The sequence below is a fragment of the bacterium genome, assembly GCA_020444325.1.
Lineage (GTDB): Bacteria > Bacteroidota > Ignavibacteria > SZUA-365 > SZUA-365 > BM516.
Genome location: JAHLLD010000003.1, coordinates 1 through 17,882 on the forward strand (window position 1 = coordinate 1; position 17,882 = coordinate 17,882).

11 protein-coding genes are annotated in these 17,882 nt (G+C 57.3%); 9 read left to right on the forward strand and 2 right to left on the reverse strand.

From position 1 onward, the window contains the following. Positions 1-76 precede the first annotated feature (76 nt). Positions 77-523, reverse strand: coding sequence for an archease (locus KQI65_04785; protein ID MCB2204043.1), 447 nt, complete (start codon positions 521-523; stop codon positions 77-79). 131 nt (positions 524-654) lie between these two features. On the opposite strand from KQI65_04785, the gene KQI65_04790 reads away from it, so the two are divergent. The 9 genes from KQI65_04790 to KQI65_04830 all read left to right on the forward strand — a co-directional run bounded on the left by KQI65_04790 (position 655) and on the right by KQI65_04830 (position 17,586). Further along, entirely contained in the window at positions 655-831 is a 177-nt protein-coding gene (locus tag KQI65_04790; protein ID MCB2204044.1) for a hypothetical protein, read from the forward strand. Between the two features lie 338 nt (positions 832-1,169). Beyond that, a complete protein-coding gene (locus KQI65_04795; protein MCB2204045.1) occupies positions 1,170-3,269 on the forward strand; it encodes a T9SS type A sorting domain-containing protein in 2,100 nt (699 codons plus the stop codon). 10 nt (positions 3,270-3,279) lie between these two features. Continuing rightward, complete coding sequence (locus KQI65_04800; protein MCB2204046.1) at positions 3,280-5,610, forward strand: hypothetical protein; 2,331 nt, start codon at positions 3,280-3,282, stop codon at positions 5,608-5,610. Further along, positions 5,607-9,611: a polysaccharide deacetylase family protein gene (locus KQI65_04805; protein MCB2204047.1), complete on the forward strand. Its 4,005-nt coding sequence runs from the start codon at positions 5,607-5,609 to the stop codon at positions 9,609-9,611. The genes KQI65_04800 and KQI65_04805 overlap by 4 nt, the downstream gene beginning before the upstream one ends. Next, positions 9,608-10,888, forward strand: a complete 1,281-nt coding sequence (locus tag KQI65_04810; GenBank protein ID MCB2204048.1) for a glycosyltransferase family 2 protein — start codon at positions 9,608-9,610, stop codon at positions 10,886-10,888. Before KQI65_04805 ends, KQI65_04810 begins: the two co-directional genes overlap by 4 nt. Then, positions 10,885-12,162 carry a hypothetical protein gene (locus KQI65_04815; protein MCB2204049.1) on the forward strand — a complete coding sequence of 426 codons (1,278 nt, stop codon included), beginning with the start codon at positions 10,885-10,887 and terminating at the stop codon, positions 12,160-12,162. The genes KQI65_04810 and KQI65_04815 overlap by 4 nt, the downstream gene beginning before the upstream one ends. Before the next feature lie 147 nt (positions 12,163-12,309). After that, positions 12,310-12,876 (forward strand): hypothetical protein, encoded by a 567-nt coding sequence (locus KQI65_04820; GenBank protein ID MCB2204050.1) that lies wholly within the window; start codon positions 12,310-12,312, stop codon positions 12,874-12,876. A 114-nt stretch (positions 12,877-12,990) separates the two neighbouring features. Continuing rightward, positions 12,991-15,168 (forward strand): S46 family peptidase, encoded by a 2,178-nt coding sequence (locus tag KQI65_04825; GenBank protein ID MCB2204051.1) that lies wholly within the window; start codon positions 12,991-12,993, stop codon positions 15,166-15,168. 252 nt (positions 15,169-15,420) lie between these two features. Then, complete coding sequence (locus tag KQI65_04830; GenBank protein MCB2204052.1) at positions 15,421-17,586, forward strand: S46 family peptidase; 2,166 nt, start codon at positions 15,421-15,423, stop codon at positions 17,584-17,586. A 57-nt stretch (positions 17,587-17,643) separates the two neighbouring features. Here the strand turns inward: KQI65_04830 and KQI65_04835 are convergent, their stop codons facing one another. Then, positions 17,644-17,871: a hypothetical protein gene (locus tag KQI65_04835; protein MCB2204053.1), complete on the reverse strand. Its 228-nt coding sequence runs from the start codon at positions 17,869-17,871 to the stop codon at positions 17,644-17,646. Between the last annotated feature and the right edge of the window lie 11 nt (positions 17,872-17,882).

Genomic DNA, 17,882 nt, shown 5'->3' on the forward strand with positions numbered 1-17,882 from the left:
CTCTCGCCTTCGCTCTCGCCTTCGCTCTCGCCTTCGCTCTCGCCTTCGCTCTCGCGCAGCGCAGCGCACGCGACAGCTACGTATCGAATATCACTTCAGCGATCCACTCGGACTCATCCATGCGCAGGGTGAGGCCATGCCAGGTAACTGCTTTGATCTCAGTCGCTTGTGCCTGAACGGCTGAAGTCATGTCACCGTAGGCGATGTCCGCCGTGCAGTGCCAGCCGTATACATCAGAATATGCAGAAACTGCATACGTGACGGGAAGGACGCGAAGGACGGCGTGGAGGAAGAGCAGCTCAGAGAGCAGGGCGTGCAGCAGTTCCTCGCCGGAAGGCGCTTCGATGGAAAGGGTCTGTCGTCCGGTGGACTCAATCAGAGGGGGATCGGGGAGAATGAGCGCGAACATGCCGCGGGCAGATTGCTCGAATACGCCCGAGAGCGATGCACTGCGCGCACGGATACCGGTGTCCGCGGTGTGGGACAGTTCCTCGAAGCTCTCTTTCGTCACATCTCCGGCCATGTTGTGTCCTATACTCTACCAATGCGGTAAATCCGCTCAATTCATAGTAGGTAGCGGTAACCGTATTCGCAACAGGAGATGGATAGACCTCTAATACGAATACGAGTTCGAAATCGCCTGTCGCGGCGTAGTTGAGCGAAGCGAAACGAAGCCGGAAAATCGAAATCGAAATCGAGATCGAAGTCGAAATCGAAATCGAAATCGAAATCGAAATCGAAGTCGAAATCGAAGTCGAAATCGAAATCGAATTCGTTCGAGTGCAGTCGAGGATCCCTGTACGCATCAACATGAATTTTAGGGCGTGTTAAAATTTATTTTTAACATAGCCTAAAACTCAAAAATCGCTGAAACTCGTGCATAAAGCTTGTCTCTCGCGCCCCGCAGGGGCTCCCGCGTTCGAGCGAAGCGAGAACTCAAGCGCCGCAGCGCGGCTCCCGCGCCCCCGCAGGGGCTCAAAATGCTTGTACCAATCCATTTTCATTGTTTTCTGCGGCTGTGCTTGCTATTATAAGGCAGCCAGACTGTGAATTCGGCGGGTTGTATGCAGCCTGCCAGCAAATCTGAAAGGCGAGGAAACGAACACCCACGAAATCGCCTGCCGTGGTGTTCGAGCTAATTTTATTACCCATTCATCATAGTTCATCTGATGCCACACACCGCGTCCCTTTTTCGGCTGCGACGTCTGCCGTTGCTGTTGCTTTGTGCTTTTCTCATTCCTGCCGCGCTGTCGGGGCAGATTGTGCTGGAATGGCAGCATCCTGCGCCGCAGGGGAATATGCTGCTGTCGATGCAGAGTTCTCCGTCCGGCGTTGTGATTGCGACAGGACGGTACGGGACGGTGCTGCGGTCGACGGATGCCGGTCAGAGCTGGCGGAATACGATGTACGGATTGACGGACGATGTGATCAGCGCGGATGTATCACGGGATGATCACTTCTGGTGCGTGGCGGACAACGGGATTCTGCTGGAGAGCACGGATGGGGGACTGTTCTGGAAGGACAGGCAGTCCATCACCACCATGGGACTCAACGACATCGCCCAGGTGGGTGCGCAGACGGTGGTGGCCTGCGGCGACGGCGGCACCATCATTCGTTCAACGGATGATGGTGCGACGTGGAACACGGTGTTCTCGGGTGTCAATGTTTTCCTGAATGCAATCACATTTGCTGATGAAAGTCACGGCTGGATCGTCGGCGAATCCGGCACCGCGCTGTTTTCCTCCGATGCCGGTGCCAGCTGGGAAAGCCGGAAAATCAATCCCCCGGAAGATCTGTTCGACATTGTCTTCTCTGACGCTTCCAATGGCTGGATCTGCGGCACGCGTGGCAGTGTGTACCATACCGTGAACGGTGGCTTTCGCTGGGAGAAACAGCAGACGGGCGTATCGCGGCATCTGAACGGGATTCATCTGCTTCCTCCTTCCGAGCTGTATATCGGCGGGGACGGCGGGACGCTGCTGCGGACGTCGGACAGCGGGGTGAACTGGACGCAGCTTCCCGTGCTGCTGCCGGAATCGGTTATCGAAGGTGTCACCTCGGCCTCAGGAACGCTGCTGGCGGGCGGAGAATTCGGACATATGCTGCGCTGCACGGATGGCGGATTCTCCTGGTCTGTCATGAACCCGGAAACCCGCAGATCGGCGAACTGGACCAGCTTCGCGACGGAAAACGACGGATGGTGCTTCGGGGAGTATGGTATGATCATCCATACATCAGATGGCGGCGCATCCTGGCGCGAAGAAACGGCGCTGCTCGGCAACAGTCTCTACGGTGGGAAAGCCGTGTCGGCCGCCGAAGCATGGTGCGTAGGCGAAGCGGGTGTGATACTGCATACGTCGGACGGCGGGAACACATGGACGCAGCAGGAAAACGCGTTCACCAACATCCTGCTGGCTGTGGATTTTGTGTCCCCCTCCGTCGGCTGGGCCGTCGGGGAACTGGGGATCGTGCTCAAAACAACGGACGGTGGCTCCAGCTGGGTGCGGCAGGAAAGCGGAACGCAGGATTATCTTTTCGGCCTCGATGCGGTTTCCGAACAGCATGTCGTCGTGGCTGCGGATGGAGGACGATTGCACACAACTTTTGATGGCGGATCGGACTGGAGCATGCAGCAATCCCCCGTGCAGAGTACGCTGTACTGGCCGAGCTTCGTATCCGATGCGGAGGGCTGGGTCGTAGGTGAAGTCGGCACGATTCTGCATACGACGGATGCCGGTGCGAGCTGGACGAAGCAGAACAGCGGGGTAAGCACCGCTGTGTACGTCGTCAGCACTCCCACGCGCAACGCCCTGTGGGCCATCGGGGATGATGGACTGGTGCTGCAGAGCACTGATGCCGGGGCGAACTGGATACGTCACTACGCAAGGACGGGATACGACCTTTTCGGACTCGATTTCATCTCTCCGCATCGCGGATGGATTTCAGGGGATTATGCTACGGTGCTGACATGGAATGATGCATCCACCGGAATCAATGATCGTCCAGCCCCCGAAAGCTCGCTTGTGCGCGCACTGTATCCGAATCCCCTTCGGTCGACCTCGCAGCTTCAGCTCGCGCGGGATGTGAGGGACGCGGAATTGCGCGTTTTCGATATGCTGGGAAGAGAGATTTTTTCCCGTCAACAGACGGATGCGCACGCGGGCGCGAGCTTCACGCTCGTGAGGGAAGCCTTTCCGCAGTCCGGCGCCTACCTGCTGCTCCTCCGCAGCGGCAGAAGAATTGAAACACGAATGATCATAGTAGAATAGTACCTGTCACATGAGATATATCACACTCATTGTTTTCCTATGCTTTCTGTCCCCATCCCTGCACGCGCAATGGGAATGGCGGCATCCTTCGCCACAGGGGAATGATCTCTGGAACGTCCATTTCGCGCCGGGCAGCAGCACGGGCTGGGCCGTCGGTGCCGCCGGAGTGATTATCAAAAGCACGGACAGTGGCAGCAGCTGGTCAAACCAGGAAAGCCATAGGGAGGATATTTTCCGCGGGGTTTATGCACTTTCTGCATATTCCGCCTACGTGGTCGGCGACAATGGTGTCGTACTCCATACCTCGACCGGGGGCCTCACCTGGCAGAAGCAGAACAGCAGCACCACGGCGGGAATCAACACCGTGCACGCGGTCAATTCCTCCTTCGCCGCCTTCGTCGGTGATGCGGGTTTGCTGCATACGACGAGTAATGGCGGAGCGACATGGACCCCGCGCAGCACAGGGACGAGCAATAACCTCAACGGGGTGTTTTTCACCAGCACGCAGAATGGTGTTGCCGTCGGGAGTGGGACGACCATCGTGCAGACGACGAATGGTGGGGTCAGCTGGACCGCACGGCAGGTGTTTCCCGGACAGTTTTCCAGCGACCTGATCGATGTGTTTTTTGTGGATGCCAGTTATGGCTGGGCAGTCGGTACCGGTGGTGGTGTCATTCGTTCCACCGATGGTGGGACGACATGGTCGCGCATGACCAACAACGGGACGTCTGCAGATCTCAACAAGGTACGCTTCTCCGATCGACAGAATGGCTACGCGGCTGGGGAAAGCGGAGCGATCTATCGCAGCACGAACGGGGGTGCTTACTGGTCGACGGTCACGTCGGGTACGAGCTATGGACTCGAAGGTCTGGCCCTCCAGGGTGCGAGTACCGTGGCAGTGGGACTCTACGGCGTTATCCTGCGCTCGGTCAACAACAACGGCTTCTCCATGGTCACGTCAGGGACGCGCAGCAGCATCAATGCTGTCACGGCCGCGATTCCATCTACCGCGTGGGCAGTGACTTCCGATGGAGAAGTGCTCGCGTCCACCAACGGCGGTATCAGCTGGCAGCTGCGCGCGCAACCGGTGATGCAGCCGCTGTACGGGATCGACAATATCAATGGACAAACGCTGCTTGCCTGTGGGAACGGGGGACTGGTGCTGCGATCAACAAATGGCGGCTACAACTGGTCCTCAATAGCCAGCGGGACATCCGTTGCGCTCAATGCGGTAGATATGCTCGACAGCGATACAGGCTATATCGTCGGCAGCACGGGACGCATCATCAAGACCACGAATGGCGGTGCTGGCTGGTATCCGGTGGCGAGTGGAACGCTGGAAAGCCTCCTCGGTGTGCATTTCACCGACAGTGATCACGGGACGATCGTGGGTACCAACGGCAAGGTGCTCAGCACCACGAATGGGGGGTACACCTGGTCACATCAGCAGAGCTGGACGCAGGATGCGCTGTTTCATGTCATCCGCGACGGCAATCGCGGCATGCTCTGTGGGGATGACGGGACGCTCTCATGCACAACGGACGGTGGACAGCATTGGACCGATTGTCCCGGCGGCACCACCGCGGCCCTCTTCCATCTTACACATCCCGCACCGAATGAGTACGCCGCAGTAGGGGAAGACGGCACCATTATGCGCACCAGCAATTTCGGACAGACATGGGTGCGCGAGATTTCCCATGCGCAGCACACCCTTTACAGCGCCGATGCGCACGGGGGAAATGTGTATGTGGTGGGGGATTACGGTACCGTGTTGCGCAACGGCACGTATCCCTATCCCGTTACCCTCCGTGCATTCACCGCGAGCGAGATCGATGGCTGCGTGCAGCTGCACTGGCTGGTTGAGGATGAGCAGGCATTGCTCGGCTATGCGATTGAGCGACTGGATGCGACCGGCTGGGAGGAAATCGGCTTCGTCAAATCCAGCTCCTCCCTTCGCACCGCATCAGCGGAATATCAGTGGCGGGACTGCCTCGTCGCGACTGCAGGAACAGCCTGGCGATTGCGCATGGTGGATATGGACGGGAGCACGGAATACAGTCCTGAACTCCGCCTCGTTGGCACAGCAGAACCCGGCGACTGGAAACTTGAAGCCTGGCCGCGTCCCTCACACGGCAACGTCACACTGCTCCTGCCTGACGGTGTCGCGGAGCTGGACGTCTACGATATGTCAGGACGCCTGCTTCGTGCCTTTTCCATATCAGAAATGAATGATGCGCGCATGCAGCTTTCGGGATCGCTCTTTCCCTCCACCGGCAGCTACCTGCTTGTCGCACGTAACACCAATCACATCACCTCAATCATTCTGCAGGTGATGAAATGAGAAACATGAAAATTCCATTCCTGACGATACTCTTCGGGCTGTTCATTCTGCCGTTGCAGATGCCGGCACAGATGAAGAGCACGATGCCATCCCGTACCGATTCCGTCACCACGCAACGCGTCGTCGTGTATTTCGAGGGTCCCGCCCGCGAGGAGAATCTGGGACGAGGCGATGCATATCAGCTCGCGCAGCTTATGGGACACTTTCACACCGACACCGATGTGCGAAGTGTGGAGGAGTACCGGGACGGGGACATGGATGCTTTCGACGCCGTGTTTTTCATTGGCTACACGCTGGATTGCCGCACGCCGAAAATATTTATGCAGAATCTGCATAAACGGAAACGCACTGCGGTGTGGCTGCATACCGGTATCCTGCATTACGCAGAACAGTATGATCTCGATGCGCGCTACGGTTTCCATCCTGAACGAGTAGATACCGTCCAGGGCTGGTCCCGCGTGTTTAGAGGTGAGCAGATGTTCACCAAGTCGGAGCCCAACATCACACTCTGCCGCGTGACCGACGCCACGAAATGCACGGTGCACGCCATTGCGGAAAACCGCCGCAAAGGTTCGACACCCTACATCATGCAAAGCGGAAAGTTCTGGTACGTCGCAGATTCCCCCTTCGCACTGGCAGATGAGCGCGACCGCTACCTGCTGTTCGCCGACATGCTGCATGACATACTTGGCGAAGATCATCCCGAATCACATCGCGCCATCGTGCGGATTGAGGACGTGCATCCCCTCGAGGATCCGGACCGTCTGCGTGACCTGGCGGATCTTCTCGAAGATGAAGGCGTTCCTTTCCTCATTGCACTCATTCCGTATTACATCAATCCCGAACGCGGCATACGGGTGAGTTTGACGGACAAGCCGGATTTCGTGGATGCGATCCATTACATGGTCGAGAAGGGCGGGGCGGTGACACTGCACGGCGCCACGCATCAGTACCGCGGCATCACTGCGGCGGATTACGAGTTTTGGGATATCAATGCCGGGGGGCCCATCAAGGACGAAACCGTGCAGTATGTCCGTTCCAAAATCACGAACAGCCTCGAAGAATGCATCCGAAACGGCATATACCCGATCATCTGGGAAACCCCGCATTACACGGGCTCGATGACCACGTATGACGGCGTTGCCACGATTTTTTCCTCCGCCATGGAACAGCGCAGCGCCATCAACAGCGCGGCGTATGGACAGATCTTCCCGTATATCATTTATCGCGATATACATGGACAGAAAATCTATCCCGAGAACCTGGGCTACGTACAGCTCGATCCGGGCGACCCGGAGGTCGCGCGCAGACAGGTGGGCTTCATGCTGGGACACGCGGATGTGAACTACGCCGTGCGCGACGGCTTTGCGTCGTTCTTTTTCCATTCCTTCGTCCCTCACGAAAACCTGCGTCGCCTGGTGCGCGGCATTCGCGAACGCGGTTTCACCTTCATCGATCCGCAGCGCATGTACAACCGTGTGCAGCTGCAGGACAAAGCCATACTCACCGGTGGCGGGGAAATTGCCATTGAACTGCGTGATCAATACCTGCGGGAATACTGGTTCGCCCGTGATGGGGAAGTGCTGCGTACGGAAGTTTCCTCGGCGCGGCAGACGGGACTTGTGAAGCGGAAGATCACGCTGGAGGATGGACAGCTCTATCTGGCCACACCGACAGAAATCAAACAGTATGACGAAGGATTGTTCACCAGCGTCAAGCGTACGCTGCGCTCATGGTATGACGACCTGTTCACCGAGGAGGATACGCGCGATGAGCTTTCGGTGACCGTGCTGTGGGACAGCACGGCGACAGGAGGAGCGATGCGGGATCAGCAGAGCTTCGCCGCCGCTTTCCAGAGCGTCGGTGCGAAGGTTGACACGCTGCACCTGGGTGGCAGGTTCAGGAAAGAATACTGTCGCCTGCTCGCCGTCCCCTACGCCGCGGTGGAGAACCTGCGCAACCCGCAGTTCAGTGAGCTGGTGGAATGGATTCGGCACGGGGGACGTGCGGTGACGGACGGTCACAACGAGTTCTCGCTCGAACTTGGGATGAAATACACCGGCACAAGCGTTCGCCTCACCGGATTGCGCGAGCGGCTGTATCCGGAAGACGATGTGCTCTGGAACGAATCCACCGCGTTCAGAAAATTCGAGGTGGAGAGTGACGACGTTATCTATGCAGCGGACCCTGAAACAGAAGCGCCGGTGGTGATCAGTCGCGCGTTCGGGGAAGGACGTTTTCTGTATCTCGGGACGCGTCTCGATCCGCACACCGATATGGGTGTCAGCCGGTATCCATTCCTCATCCAGTACGTGGCGAAGGATATGGATCTGCATCCGGTATTTCGCAGGGACGCTCTCGAAGTGTATTTCGACCCGGGCTTCCGCAGCGCGATTCCTGTCGAATCCCTGGTTCGTCGCTGGGTCACGCATGGCGTGCGCGCGGTGTATGTCGGCTCCTGGCACGATTACCATACATACACCTACGACTACGAGCGGCTCGTACGACTCTGTCACGAGAATGGCATCCTCATCTACGCCTGGCTCGAACCCCCGCAGATCAGTCACAAATTCTGGGAGGAACATCCCGAGTGGCGTGAGAAAAATGTGTACGGGAAAGATAACCGTGCGTCGTGGCGCTATCCGCTCGCGATGACGGATTCCGCCTGTGTCGGCGCCATGATGCGTGAATACGCAAGCTTCCTGCGTCAGCATGATTTCGACGGCGTGAACATCGCTGAGACCTATTTCGAATCCGACGTACGGGGTCCAGCCGAACCCGGCAACTATGCGCCCATGCATCCCAGCGCACGAAAGGAGTTCGCTGCGCTGCAGGGCTTCGATCCCGCCCTTCTGTTTGAACAGGGTGGAAGATATTACTGGAAAGACAATCCCCGCGCCCTGCGCCTGTTCGAGGATTACCGCGTCCAGAAGGTCGTCGACATGCACCGGCGGCTGCTGCAACTCGCGTATGAAATCCGCAATGAGCGTCCGGGCTTCTCCGTGCTCGTCACCATGCTCGACAATCTTGGCTCGCCAGGATTGCGTGCATCACAGGGCATCGACATAGAACGCATCATCGCTCTTGACGAGGAGTATCCGTTTACACTTATCGTCGAGGATCCCATGGCCCGCTGGTCGGAATCCCCGCGGCGGTACCATGCGATCGCCAGCCGATACCGGCAGCTGATGGGTGATGATTTTGCGCTGGATATCAATATTCTCTCCTTCCGCAGCAAAGAAACGCCCACGATGTTCCCGACACTTGTGCAATCGGGCATCGAAGCATTCTCTCTCTACCAGGTCGCGAGCAGTGAAGTCGATCGCACGGTCGTGTATGCGGAATCGAGCATCAATCCCCATGACTTCCCAATGCTCAGCTATGCGTCCACCGGAAAAGTACGCTGGAAGCATGTGCCCGGCGGCTATGAGATATTTTCACCCCACGCCGTCACACTGGAACTGAGTCCATCACAGAAGTACGTGCTCATCGACGGCGCACTGCGCACGTCGGCGGGGGACGGACGCTTCCTCATTCCCGCGGGACGCCATCACGTGCAGCTCGAATCGCAGGGGGAAGCGCTGCTCGAATCCGGTGTGCTTCACGCCACGCTGCTCAGCTGCACGGGAACGCTGCTTTCTCTGGATGAGGGTGAGCGAAGCGTCTCCTTCACCTATCGCTCTGCCGAACGCTGTTATGTCACCATCAACAAAAAACCCGTGGAGATTCTGATTGACGGGGAAAAACGTGAACTGCCCGTGCGCGAGGGCATCATGCGTTACAGCGTGCGACTGCCTGACGGTGAGCACCGCGTGCAGATTATTACCAGTGGCGCCGTTTCCTACAGCATCGACCTCACCAGTTTGTGGTCATCTACTCTTATCGTGCTCTTTGGCGCCGTAGCGCTGGTGCTGCTCGGACTACTGTACATCGTCACGCGCATTCGGCGCAGGCGGCATCCGCTGCCCACCGCACCGCCGCAGATCGTGAGGTCGCGATGAGTGAAATCCTGCAACTTGTTGTGAACGGACTCTTCGTCCTCGCTGTCATCCTGATCTGGTTCATGATCGCATGGCAGCTGCTGTTGACCCTCGCGGGGTATCTGCATCATTCGTCCTCTCTGAAAGAACGCAGGGAGGTCCATGTCGAAGACGACCGGCTGCCCGGCGTATCCATACTCATTCCCGCCCACAACGAGGAAGTGGTCATCGACGCCACACTCACTGCCATGCGGGCGCTGGAATATCCCGAAGATCGACTGGAGATCATTGTGATCAATGACGGCTCATCCGACGGTACTGGTGACATTGTACGCGCACATGCAGCAGAGGACGCACGTGTGATCTGCTACGACGTTCCCGCGGGTGAAGGAGGGAAGGGGAAATCGCGGGCGCTCAACCTCGGCTTCCGCCAGGCGCGCTTTCCCGTCATCGCCATCTATGATGCGGACAATACTCCCGCCACCGATGCGCTGCGTCACCTGAGCGCGCAGCTGGTCGAGCATCCCGAGCTGGGCGCCGTGCTCGGGAAATTCCGCACGGTGAACAAGAACCGCACCCTGTTGACGCGCTTCATCAATATCGAAACCCTGAGTTTTCAGTCTATTCTCCAGGCGGGACGCTGGAAGCTGATGCGCATCGCCACGCTGCCGGGTACGAACTTTGTCATCCGACGCGAGATCGTCGAAGAACTCGGAGGCTGGGATGAGGACGCCATTACCGAGGACTCCGAGCTGAGCATCCGCATGTACATGAAGGGATGGAAGATCAAGGTCATCCCTTACGCCGTCACCTTCGAGCAGGAACCGGAAACCTGGAGCGTCTGGATCAAACAGCGGACGCGATGGGTACGAGGCAATAACTATGTGTCGAAGAAATTCCTTTCCCAGTGGAAGGATCTCAAGAGCCGCCGTCTGCGCTTCGAGGTGTTCAATGCCGTGGCGTTGTACTATATCTTCTTCATTGCCATTGTGATTTCCGACCTGATGTTCATACTCGCGGCTTCGGGTGTGATCGCCATACCACTGCCGGGCCCGTACACACTTGTGTGGATCATGGCTATCGTCCTGTTCTACGCGGAAATCATGCTGGCACTGTCGTATGATCGTGAGGACAGTTTCGTCGCCTTCCTTCTCATCGGTGCGATGTATCTTGTGTACTGTCAGCTCTGGCTGTTCGTCGTCGCAAAAGCGTTTTATATGGATGTGATCAAGAAGGAGCGTATGACCTGGGCGAAAACCGTGCGTTTTGCGCAGGACAAGGGGAGGGATGCGGTATGAGACTGCAGTACCTCATCCTGGGCTTTCTCATGCTGACTTCCAGTGCCACAGCGCAGGTCGGGTTTTCCCTCTACACATCCAGCACCTATGACGACAACAGCTTTTCCTTCTACGAGAAGCGGGAAGACGTGTATCATGCACTGTTCGGCGCGCTGACTGCCGGAACGCAGTCCGGCTCCGCCTACATGCAGGGATATTACTATGGCGCCCTTGTGCTTTTCCGCACCTACAGCGACCGCACGTATCACGTGCACACCGTGGGAGGATACTCGCAGTTTCAGCTTGATTACCTGTCCGATGATGGCGCTGAGGAGGAAGCGGAGTACAGCAGTTTGCAATCCAACACCGTTAGAGGTCCCGTTCCCGCACCACCTCCAGCGGAGGAGTTCAGCGACAGTCTTGTGACATATCTTTTCGTCATCCCGCAGGTCGGCGCGCGGTTTGATCACGACAACTGGGATTTCTATGACTTCCGCCGCGCTTCGCTGCTCCTGCGTCTTCGCCGGCATGTGAGCGGCGAGCTGATGAGCATGCTGCATGTCACCACGCAGCTCAAGAGCTATCCCAATCTCACGCAGTTCAACCATTTCGAAGTCAACGGCGGTGTGGTGCTCAGTCATCCCCTGGCGAAGGCGATGGACGGTTTCGTTGCGCTGGATGCGGGACACAAGATGTACACCGAAACCGTCAGCGATACGACATGGGTAACCGACGGCAAACCCGGGAAGGGCAAGGGAGGAGTAAAACCGCCCGTCGCGGTGATTTCCCGATTCTCCACCCCATCAACGACGCAGTTCACAATTTCGACCGGTGTGGTGTTTCATCTCAGTTCCTCGGCCCCTCTCGTCCTCTCCTGGCTGCGCAGAACGAATCCGAGCAGCGATGCGCGCTACGTAAACGAAGAGGCCTTTATCGGACTCACCGAGGATGAGATTTTTGACGACCGCTATGGCTATCAATCCCACGAACTTCGTCTTCGGCTCGACGGCACAGTGTTCGGGGACATTCGCACGATGAACGCCGTCGAATACCTGTGGAAGGATTATCCCCGGACAGCAACTGACCTGTTGGGACAACCCTTTGAAGGATATCCGCAGCGCAAGGATCGCCGCTTCGTTTTTCGCCTGCAGGCACTGTATCCGTTCTTCCGCAATGCGCAGGGAAAGGGACTTTCGATCGGACTCGCCTACAACTTCATCCGCAATCAGTCGAACAACGCCTATCACGATTTCAACAATCATCAGATCGCGCTGGTGATGTCCGGAGACTGGTAACGGGGGTGCTCGCAAGTGCATGCGCTCGTCAGCGCAGGCGTCCGCCAACGAGGGTGCCCGCGAGGGATGGCTGTACATGCATTTTCCCGGAAACTTTTCCCCTGTTTTCACGAATACTGCTGTATCCCTTCACCACGCGAGGTCACGATGCGCATTGCTTACGTCTCCCTCAGCCTCTGCACGCTTTTCCTCATCCTGCTTTTCCATGCTCCCGCGACCAGCGCCCATACGCAGCGGCCGGATGGCGGGAAGCGCAGTTTCCGCGCCTCTGATCATTCCTCCATCGACGCCATCGTACGCGCTCTGTACGCTTCAGTCAGCGGTCGCGCGGGGGAGAAGGATGATTGGGACAGGCTGCGGGCGCTGTTCACGCAGAGCGCGCGATTGCAGCCCGTGGTGTGGAAAGGGAAAGATGACGTGCAGCTGCGCACGGTGAGCGTGGATGACTATATCCGCTCGGCCACCAAATACTTCGAATCCGGGAGTTTCCACGAACGGGAAATCGGCAGAAGGGTGGAGAGATTCGGGCATATCGCGCATGTGTTCAGCACCTACGAAAGCTTTGAACACGCCGAGGATCCTCTGCCGTTTGCACGCGGCATCAACAGCATTCAGCTGTATCATGACGGATCGCGGTGGTGGATACTCAGTGTGTTGTGGGATGAGGAGAGGGAAGGGAGTTCCATCCCGGACCACTATCTCGAAATGCCTTAGTCCGCGGGCTGCGATGCTGCGCGGGACCGGATTCTGAGGAGAATTTCGTATTTTATCCGCTGAGAAAATCGAAGATACCCACCGAAAAAAATATGTTTCACGAACAGGAAATTCATGCACATGATGCTACGTAACGTACTTCGTTCCGTCGCCGTCATGATGACCGTGGTTCTGCTGGCCGGTTGCGGCTCCAGCAGCATGTCGTCATACGAGAAGGCGAAAAAAGAGAAACTCGAACAGATCAAGGCCGGTCCATTCGACAGCGGCCGCATGTGGACGTTCGAGGACGCCCCGAAACAGTATCTGCAGGAAACCTACAATTTCAATCCCGGCCAGGAATGGTTCGACGATGTGCGGATGTCCGCCCTGCGTTTTGCCACCTGGTGTTCGGCCTCCTTCGTCAGTGCTGACGGACTGGTGATGACCAACCATCACTGCTCGCGTTCACCGCTGGTGCAGGTGCAGAAAGAAGGCGAGCATCTGCTGGACAACGGCTTCTTCGCCGAGACGCTCGAGGACGAGCGCAAGGTGCCCGATCTCTTCGTTGAGCAGCTCGTCGACATCCGTGACGTGACCGCCGATGTGCAGTCCGCCATGGACGCCGTGGAAGATCCCGCGGCGCGTCTCGAAGCCCGCGACAAGAAGATCGATGAGATCAAAGCAGCCGCGGAAGAGGAAACAGGCAACCGCGCACAGGTCGTCACCCTGTACAACGGTGGCAAGTATTCGCTGTATATCTACAAGCGCTACAACGACGTCCGTCTCGTGCTCGCCCCCGAAATCCAGGCAGCGCATTTCGGCGGGGAATGGGACAACTTCACGTATCCGCGCTACGGACTCGATTGCACGTTCTTCCGCGTTTACGATGATGACGGCAAGCCCTACAAACCCGATCATTTCTTCAACTGGAGCCAGGCAGGCGCAGCGGAAGGCGAAGCGGTGTTCGTGGTTGGTAATCCCGGCAGCACCAGCCGTCTGAGCACTACCGAACAGCTTGAGTACTACCGCGATGTGCAGTATCCCTTCATCTCCGATCTGCTCAACAATCGCATGGAAGTGCTGCTGACGTACACCGAAATGCATCCGGACAAGAAAGAAGAGATGCGTACGGACATCCTGAGCATCGCCAACGGACAGAAAGCGTATATGGGACGGCTCGACGGACTGCGCAACGACGTGCTCATGCAGCGTCGCCGCGATTTCGATCGCCAGTTCAAGGCGGAAGTGATGAAGCGTCCGGAACTCGCCGAGAAGTACGGACACGTGTGGGACGAGATCGCAGAAACACGCGCGGCCACGCGCGCCATTGCACCGGAGCTGTATGGCTTCCGCAACAGCGGACTCGGTATCTCGAAGCATTTTGCGAAAGCCTCGCAGCTCGCCGTGCTGGCGGAGCAGCTCGCCAAACCGGAAGCAGAGCGTGATGACTCTTTCCAGGGCCAGAAACTTGACCTTGTGAAAAAGCAGTTCTCCAAGCCCATCACAGAAGATCCTGACCTCGAGCGCCTCACCTTGCAAAAGCAGCTCATGGCAATGAAGAAACTGCTTGGCGCAGACGATCCCGTCATGATGGAACTGCTGCAGGGCCGCAATTGCAAGGATGCCGCCACGGCGCTTCTCAGCAGCAGCAAGCTTGCGGATTCCGTCGCTATCGCGTCCCTGGTCATGGGTGCACCGAGCAGCATCACGCAGTCGCGCGATCCTTTCATCGTTGCCGCACGCATGGCGCTGCCGCGCTACCAGGAAGCCGTGGAAGTGTCCCAGGCAAACAGCGCACGCGATCAGGTGAACCGCGCACTGCTGGGACGCGCACTCTTCGACGTCTATGGCACCGATATTCCCCCCGATGCGACGTTCACACTCCGCATCGCGGACGGTGTGGTCGAGGGTTATGAATACAACGGCACGAAAGCTCCGGCACACACGACGTTCTACGGCATGTATGACCGTCACTACAGTTTCCCCGGCGAAGAAGCCTGGGCACTGCCCGAGCGCTGGCAGAATCCGCCGGAAGAATTCGACATGAGTACACCGTTGGACTTCGCATCCACCAATGACATCATCGGTGGAAACAGCGGGAGCCCCATGATCAACCGCAAGGGCGAGATCGTCGGACTCATATTCGACGGCAACATCGAGTCCCTCCCCGGCGATTTCATCTTTGCCGAAGACATGGGGAACCGCACCGTATCGGTGCATTCCTCGGGTATTCTCGAAGCCGTGCGCCACATCTTCAAGGCTGAGCGCGTCGCGCGCGAACTCGAACGCGGAGCACTGCCGAACCTCCGCTGATAATCTGCGACAACTGAAAATTACGCAGTGAATCCCCGTGTTCCTGTTTCCATATCCCCATCAGGGGAGTAAATGTGGAAAGAGGGACGCGGGGATTTCGCATAAGGGGGTCGTTGCGGGAAATGTAACTTTCCCGATTCGGGGCCGTATAGCAATGATTGGACAGGATTTCGGAGAAATTTTGTACCTTATTATCTCCCTGAATGAGGGATGAATACACGCTCCAACCTTTTATCATTTACAGGTAATGCAATGCGAACAATTGTGCAGAAAGGCCTGCTGCTGATTGTGGCCCTGGTATTTGTCGCCGGCTGCAGCAGCACGCAGGAGCTGACTCCGTATCAGAAGGCCAAGCAGGCCAAGCTCGAGAGCATCGAAGCACAGCGCTTCGACAACGGACGGATGTGGACATTCGATTATCCGCCACTCGAGTACTTCAAGGAAGAGTATAACTTCGCGCCGGATCAGCAGTGGATGGATGACGTCCGCATGTCCGCGCTGCGTTTCGCGACGTATTGTTCCGCGAGCTTTGTCAGTGCTGACGGACTCGTCATGACCAACCATCACTGCGGACGGCAGTCCGTCGAAGCTGTCTCGAAAGAAGGGGAGAATCTTCCCGTGAACGGCTTCATCGCCAAAACGCTTGAAGATGAGCGTCCCGTAGAAGGACTCTTCGTCGAACAGCTCGTGGAAATCCGCGACGTGACCGGCGAGGTTATCGCCGCCATGGATGCCGCTGACACCGATGAAGCACGCCTGCAGGCACGTGATGCCAAGATCAGCGAAATTGAAGGCCGTATCGCTGAAGAAACCGGCAACCGCTGCCAGCTCGTCACCTTCTTCAACGGCGGCAAGTACTCCGCTTATGTCTACAAGCGCTATGAGGATGTGCGTCTCGTGTTCTCGCCGGAACTCTCTCTCGGGTTCTTCGGTGGCGATGACGACAACTTCACGTATCCGCGTTACACACTCGACTGTAACTTCTTCCGCGTCTATGACGAGAATGGCAAGCCGCTGAAGACGGATCACTATTACAAGTGGAGCCAGAACGGACCGAGCGACGGCGAACTCGTGTTCACCGTGGGTAATCCGGGCAGCACCAGCCGTCTGAGTACCACTGCGCAGCTCGAATTCAACCGCGACGTGCAGTTCCCCTGGATTTCCATGCTGCTCGACGACTATGTGGACGTGCTGAAATCCTATATCAAGCTGCATCCCGAGCAGAAGGAAGAACGCACGAATGACATTTTCAGCATGGCCAATTCGCAGAAGGCGTACAAGGGTCAGCTGGAGGGACTCGAGAATGACGTACTGATGCAGCGCCGCAAGGATTTCGACCGCAAGTTCCGCGCCGCGGTCATGGCTGATCCCAAGCTGAGCGCGAAGTATGGTCAGGTCTGGGATGAGATCGAAGAATCGAATGCAAAGATTCGTTCGGTGGCCCCTGATCTGCTCGGTCTTCGCTTTGAAGTACTCGGCGCGCCTGAGTCACTGAACAAGGCCATGAGTCTTGCCCGCATGATCTATGAACTTGACAAGCCCGAAGATGAGCGTCCCAAGGCCTTCCAGGGCAATGCCCTGAAACTCACCATGCGCTCGCTCTCCAAGCCCGTCAGTCCTGACATGGATATGGAGCGTCTCGTACTCGAGAAGAAGCTTGGAATGATGGAGCACTACCTCGGTGACAGTGATCCTCTGGTGCAGTACGCTCTGAAGGGACAGACTCCGGCACAGGCCGCGCAGCGTCTGCTCAACGAGAGTATCATTCTCGACTCCGCCCGCTATGTGCAGTTTGCGGAAGGTTTCCCCGAGAGCATTCGCAACTCCAACGATCCTCTTATCGTTATTGCCCGCATGGCCACGCCGCGCCGCATGGCCGCATCGGAAGTTGCCCGTGAGACCAGTGCACGTGACGCCGTGAACAAAGCGCTTCTCGGACGCGCCCTGTTCGACGTCTATGGCACCAGCGTTCCGCCCGATGCCACGTTCACGCTGCGCATCAGCGACGGTATCGTCGACGGCTACGAGTACAACGGTACCAAGGCCCCGTCGCACACTACCTTCTACGGCATGTACGACCGCCACTACAGCTTCCCGAACGATGAGCAGTGGGCGCTTCCCGAGCGCTGGCTCAATCCTCCGGCAGAATTCGACATGAGCACGCCGCTCGATTTCGTGTCTACCAACGACATCATCGGCGGTAACAGCGGATCTCCGCTCATCAACCGCAAGAAGGAAATTGTCGGCCTCGCATTCGATGGCAACATCGAATCCCTCCCCGGCGAATTCATCTTCGCACCGGAAATGGGCAACCGCACCGTCTCCGTCCACAGCGCCGGCATGATCGAAGCGATCAATCACATCTACCGCCTCGACCGCCTCGCAAAGGAACTCCGCGCCGGCAAGATCGTGGAGTAAGCTTTTAGCGTACTTGCTGACAAGCCCCCAATCTGGCTAACAGATGGGGGCTTTTTTTTAATACAGAATCTCGATTTCGATTTCGATTTCGAATTCGAGATCGAAATCGAAGTCGAAATCGAAGTCGAAGTCGAAATCGAAGTCGAAGTCGAAATCGAAGTCGAAATCGAAGTCGAAGTCGAAGTCGAAGTCGAAATCGAAGTCGAAGTCGAAGTCGAAATCGAAGTCGAAGTCGAAGTCGAAATCGAAATCGAAGTCGAAATCGCAATCGAGATTGACTTCCAAAACAAAACCCC

Bases quoted from the DNA above. Each gene is read 5' to 3' on its own strand.
- KQI65_04800 (MCB2204046.1), top strand. From the start codon at position 3,280: ATGAGATATATCACACTCATTGTTTTCCTATGCTTTCTGTCCCCATCC.
- KQI65_04785 (MCB2204043.1), bottom strand. From the start codon at position 523: ATGGCCGGAGATGTGACGAAAGAGAGCTTCGAGGAACTGTCCCACACC.
- KQI65_04805 (MCB2204047.1), top strand. From the start codon at position 5,607: ATGAGAAACATGAAAATTCCATTCCTGACGATACTCTTCGGGCTGTTC.
- KQI65_04815 (MCB2204049.1), top strand. From the start codon at position 10,885: ATGAGACTGCAGTACCTCATCCTGGGCTTTCTCATGCTGACTTCCAGT.
- KQI65_04825 (MCB2204051.1), top strand. From the start codon at position 12,991: ATGCACATGATGCTACGTAACGTACTTCGTTCCGTCGCCGTCATGATG.
- KQI65_04830 (MCB2204052.1), top strand. From the start codon at position 15,421: ATGCGAACAATTGTGCAGAAAGGCCTGCTGCTGATTGTGGCCCTGGTA.
- KQI65_04795 (MCB2204045.1), top strand. From the start codon at position 1,170: ATGCCACACACCGCGTCCCTTTTTCGGCTGCGACGTCTGCCGTTGCTG.
- KQI65_04820 (MCB2204050.1), top strand. From the start codon at position 12,310: ATGCGCATTGCTTACGTCTCCCTCAGCCTCTGCACGCTTTTCCTCATC.
- KQI65_04810 (MCB2204048.1), top strand. From the start codon at position 9,608: ATGAGTGAAATCCTGCAACTTGTTGTGAACGGACTCTTCGTCCTCGCT.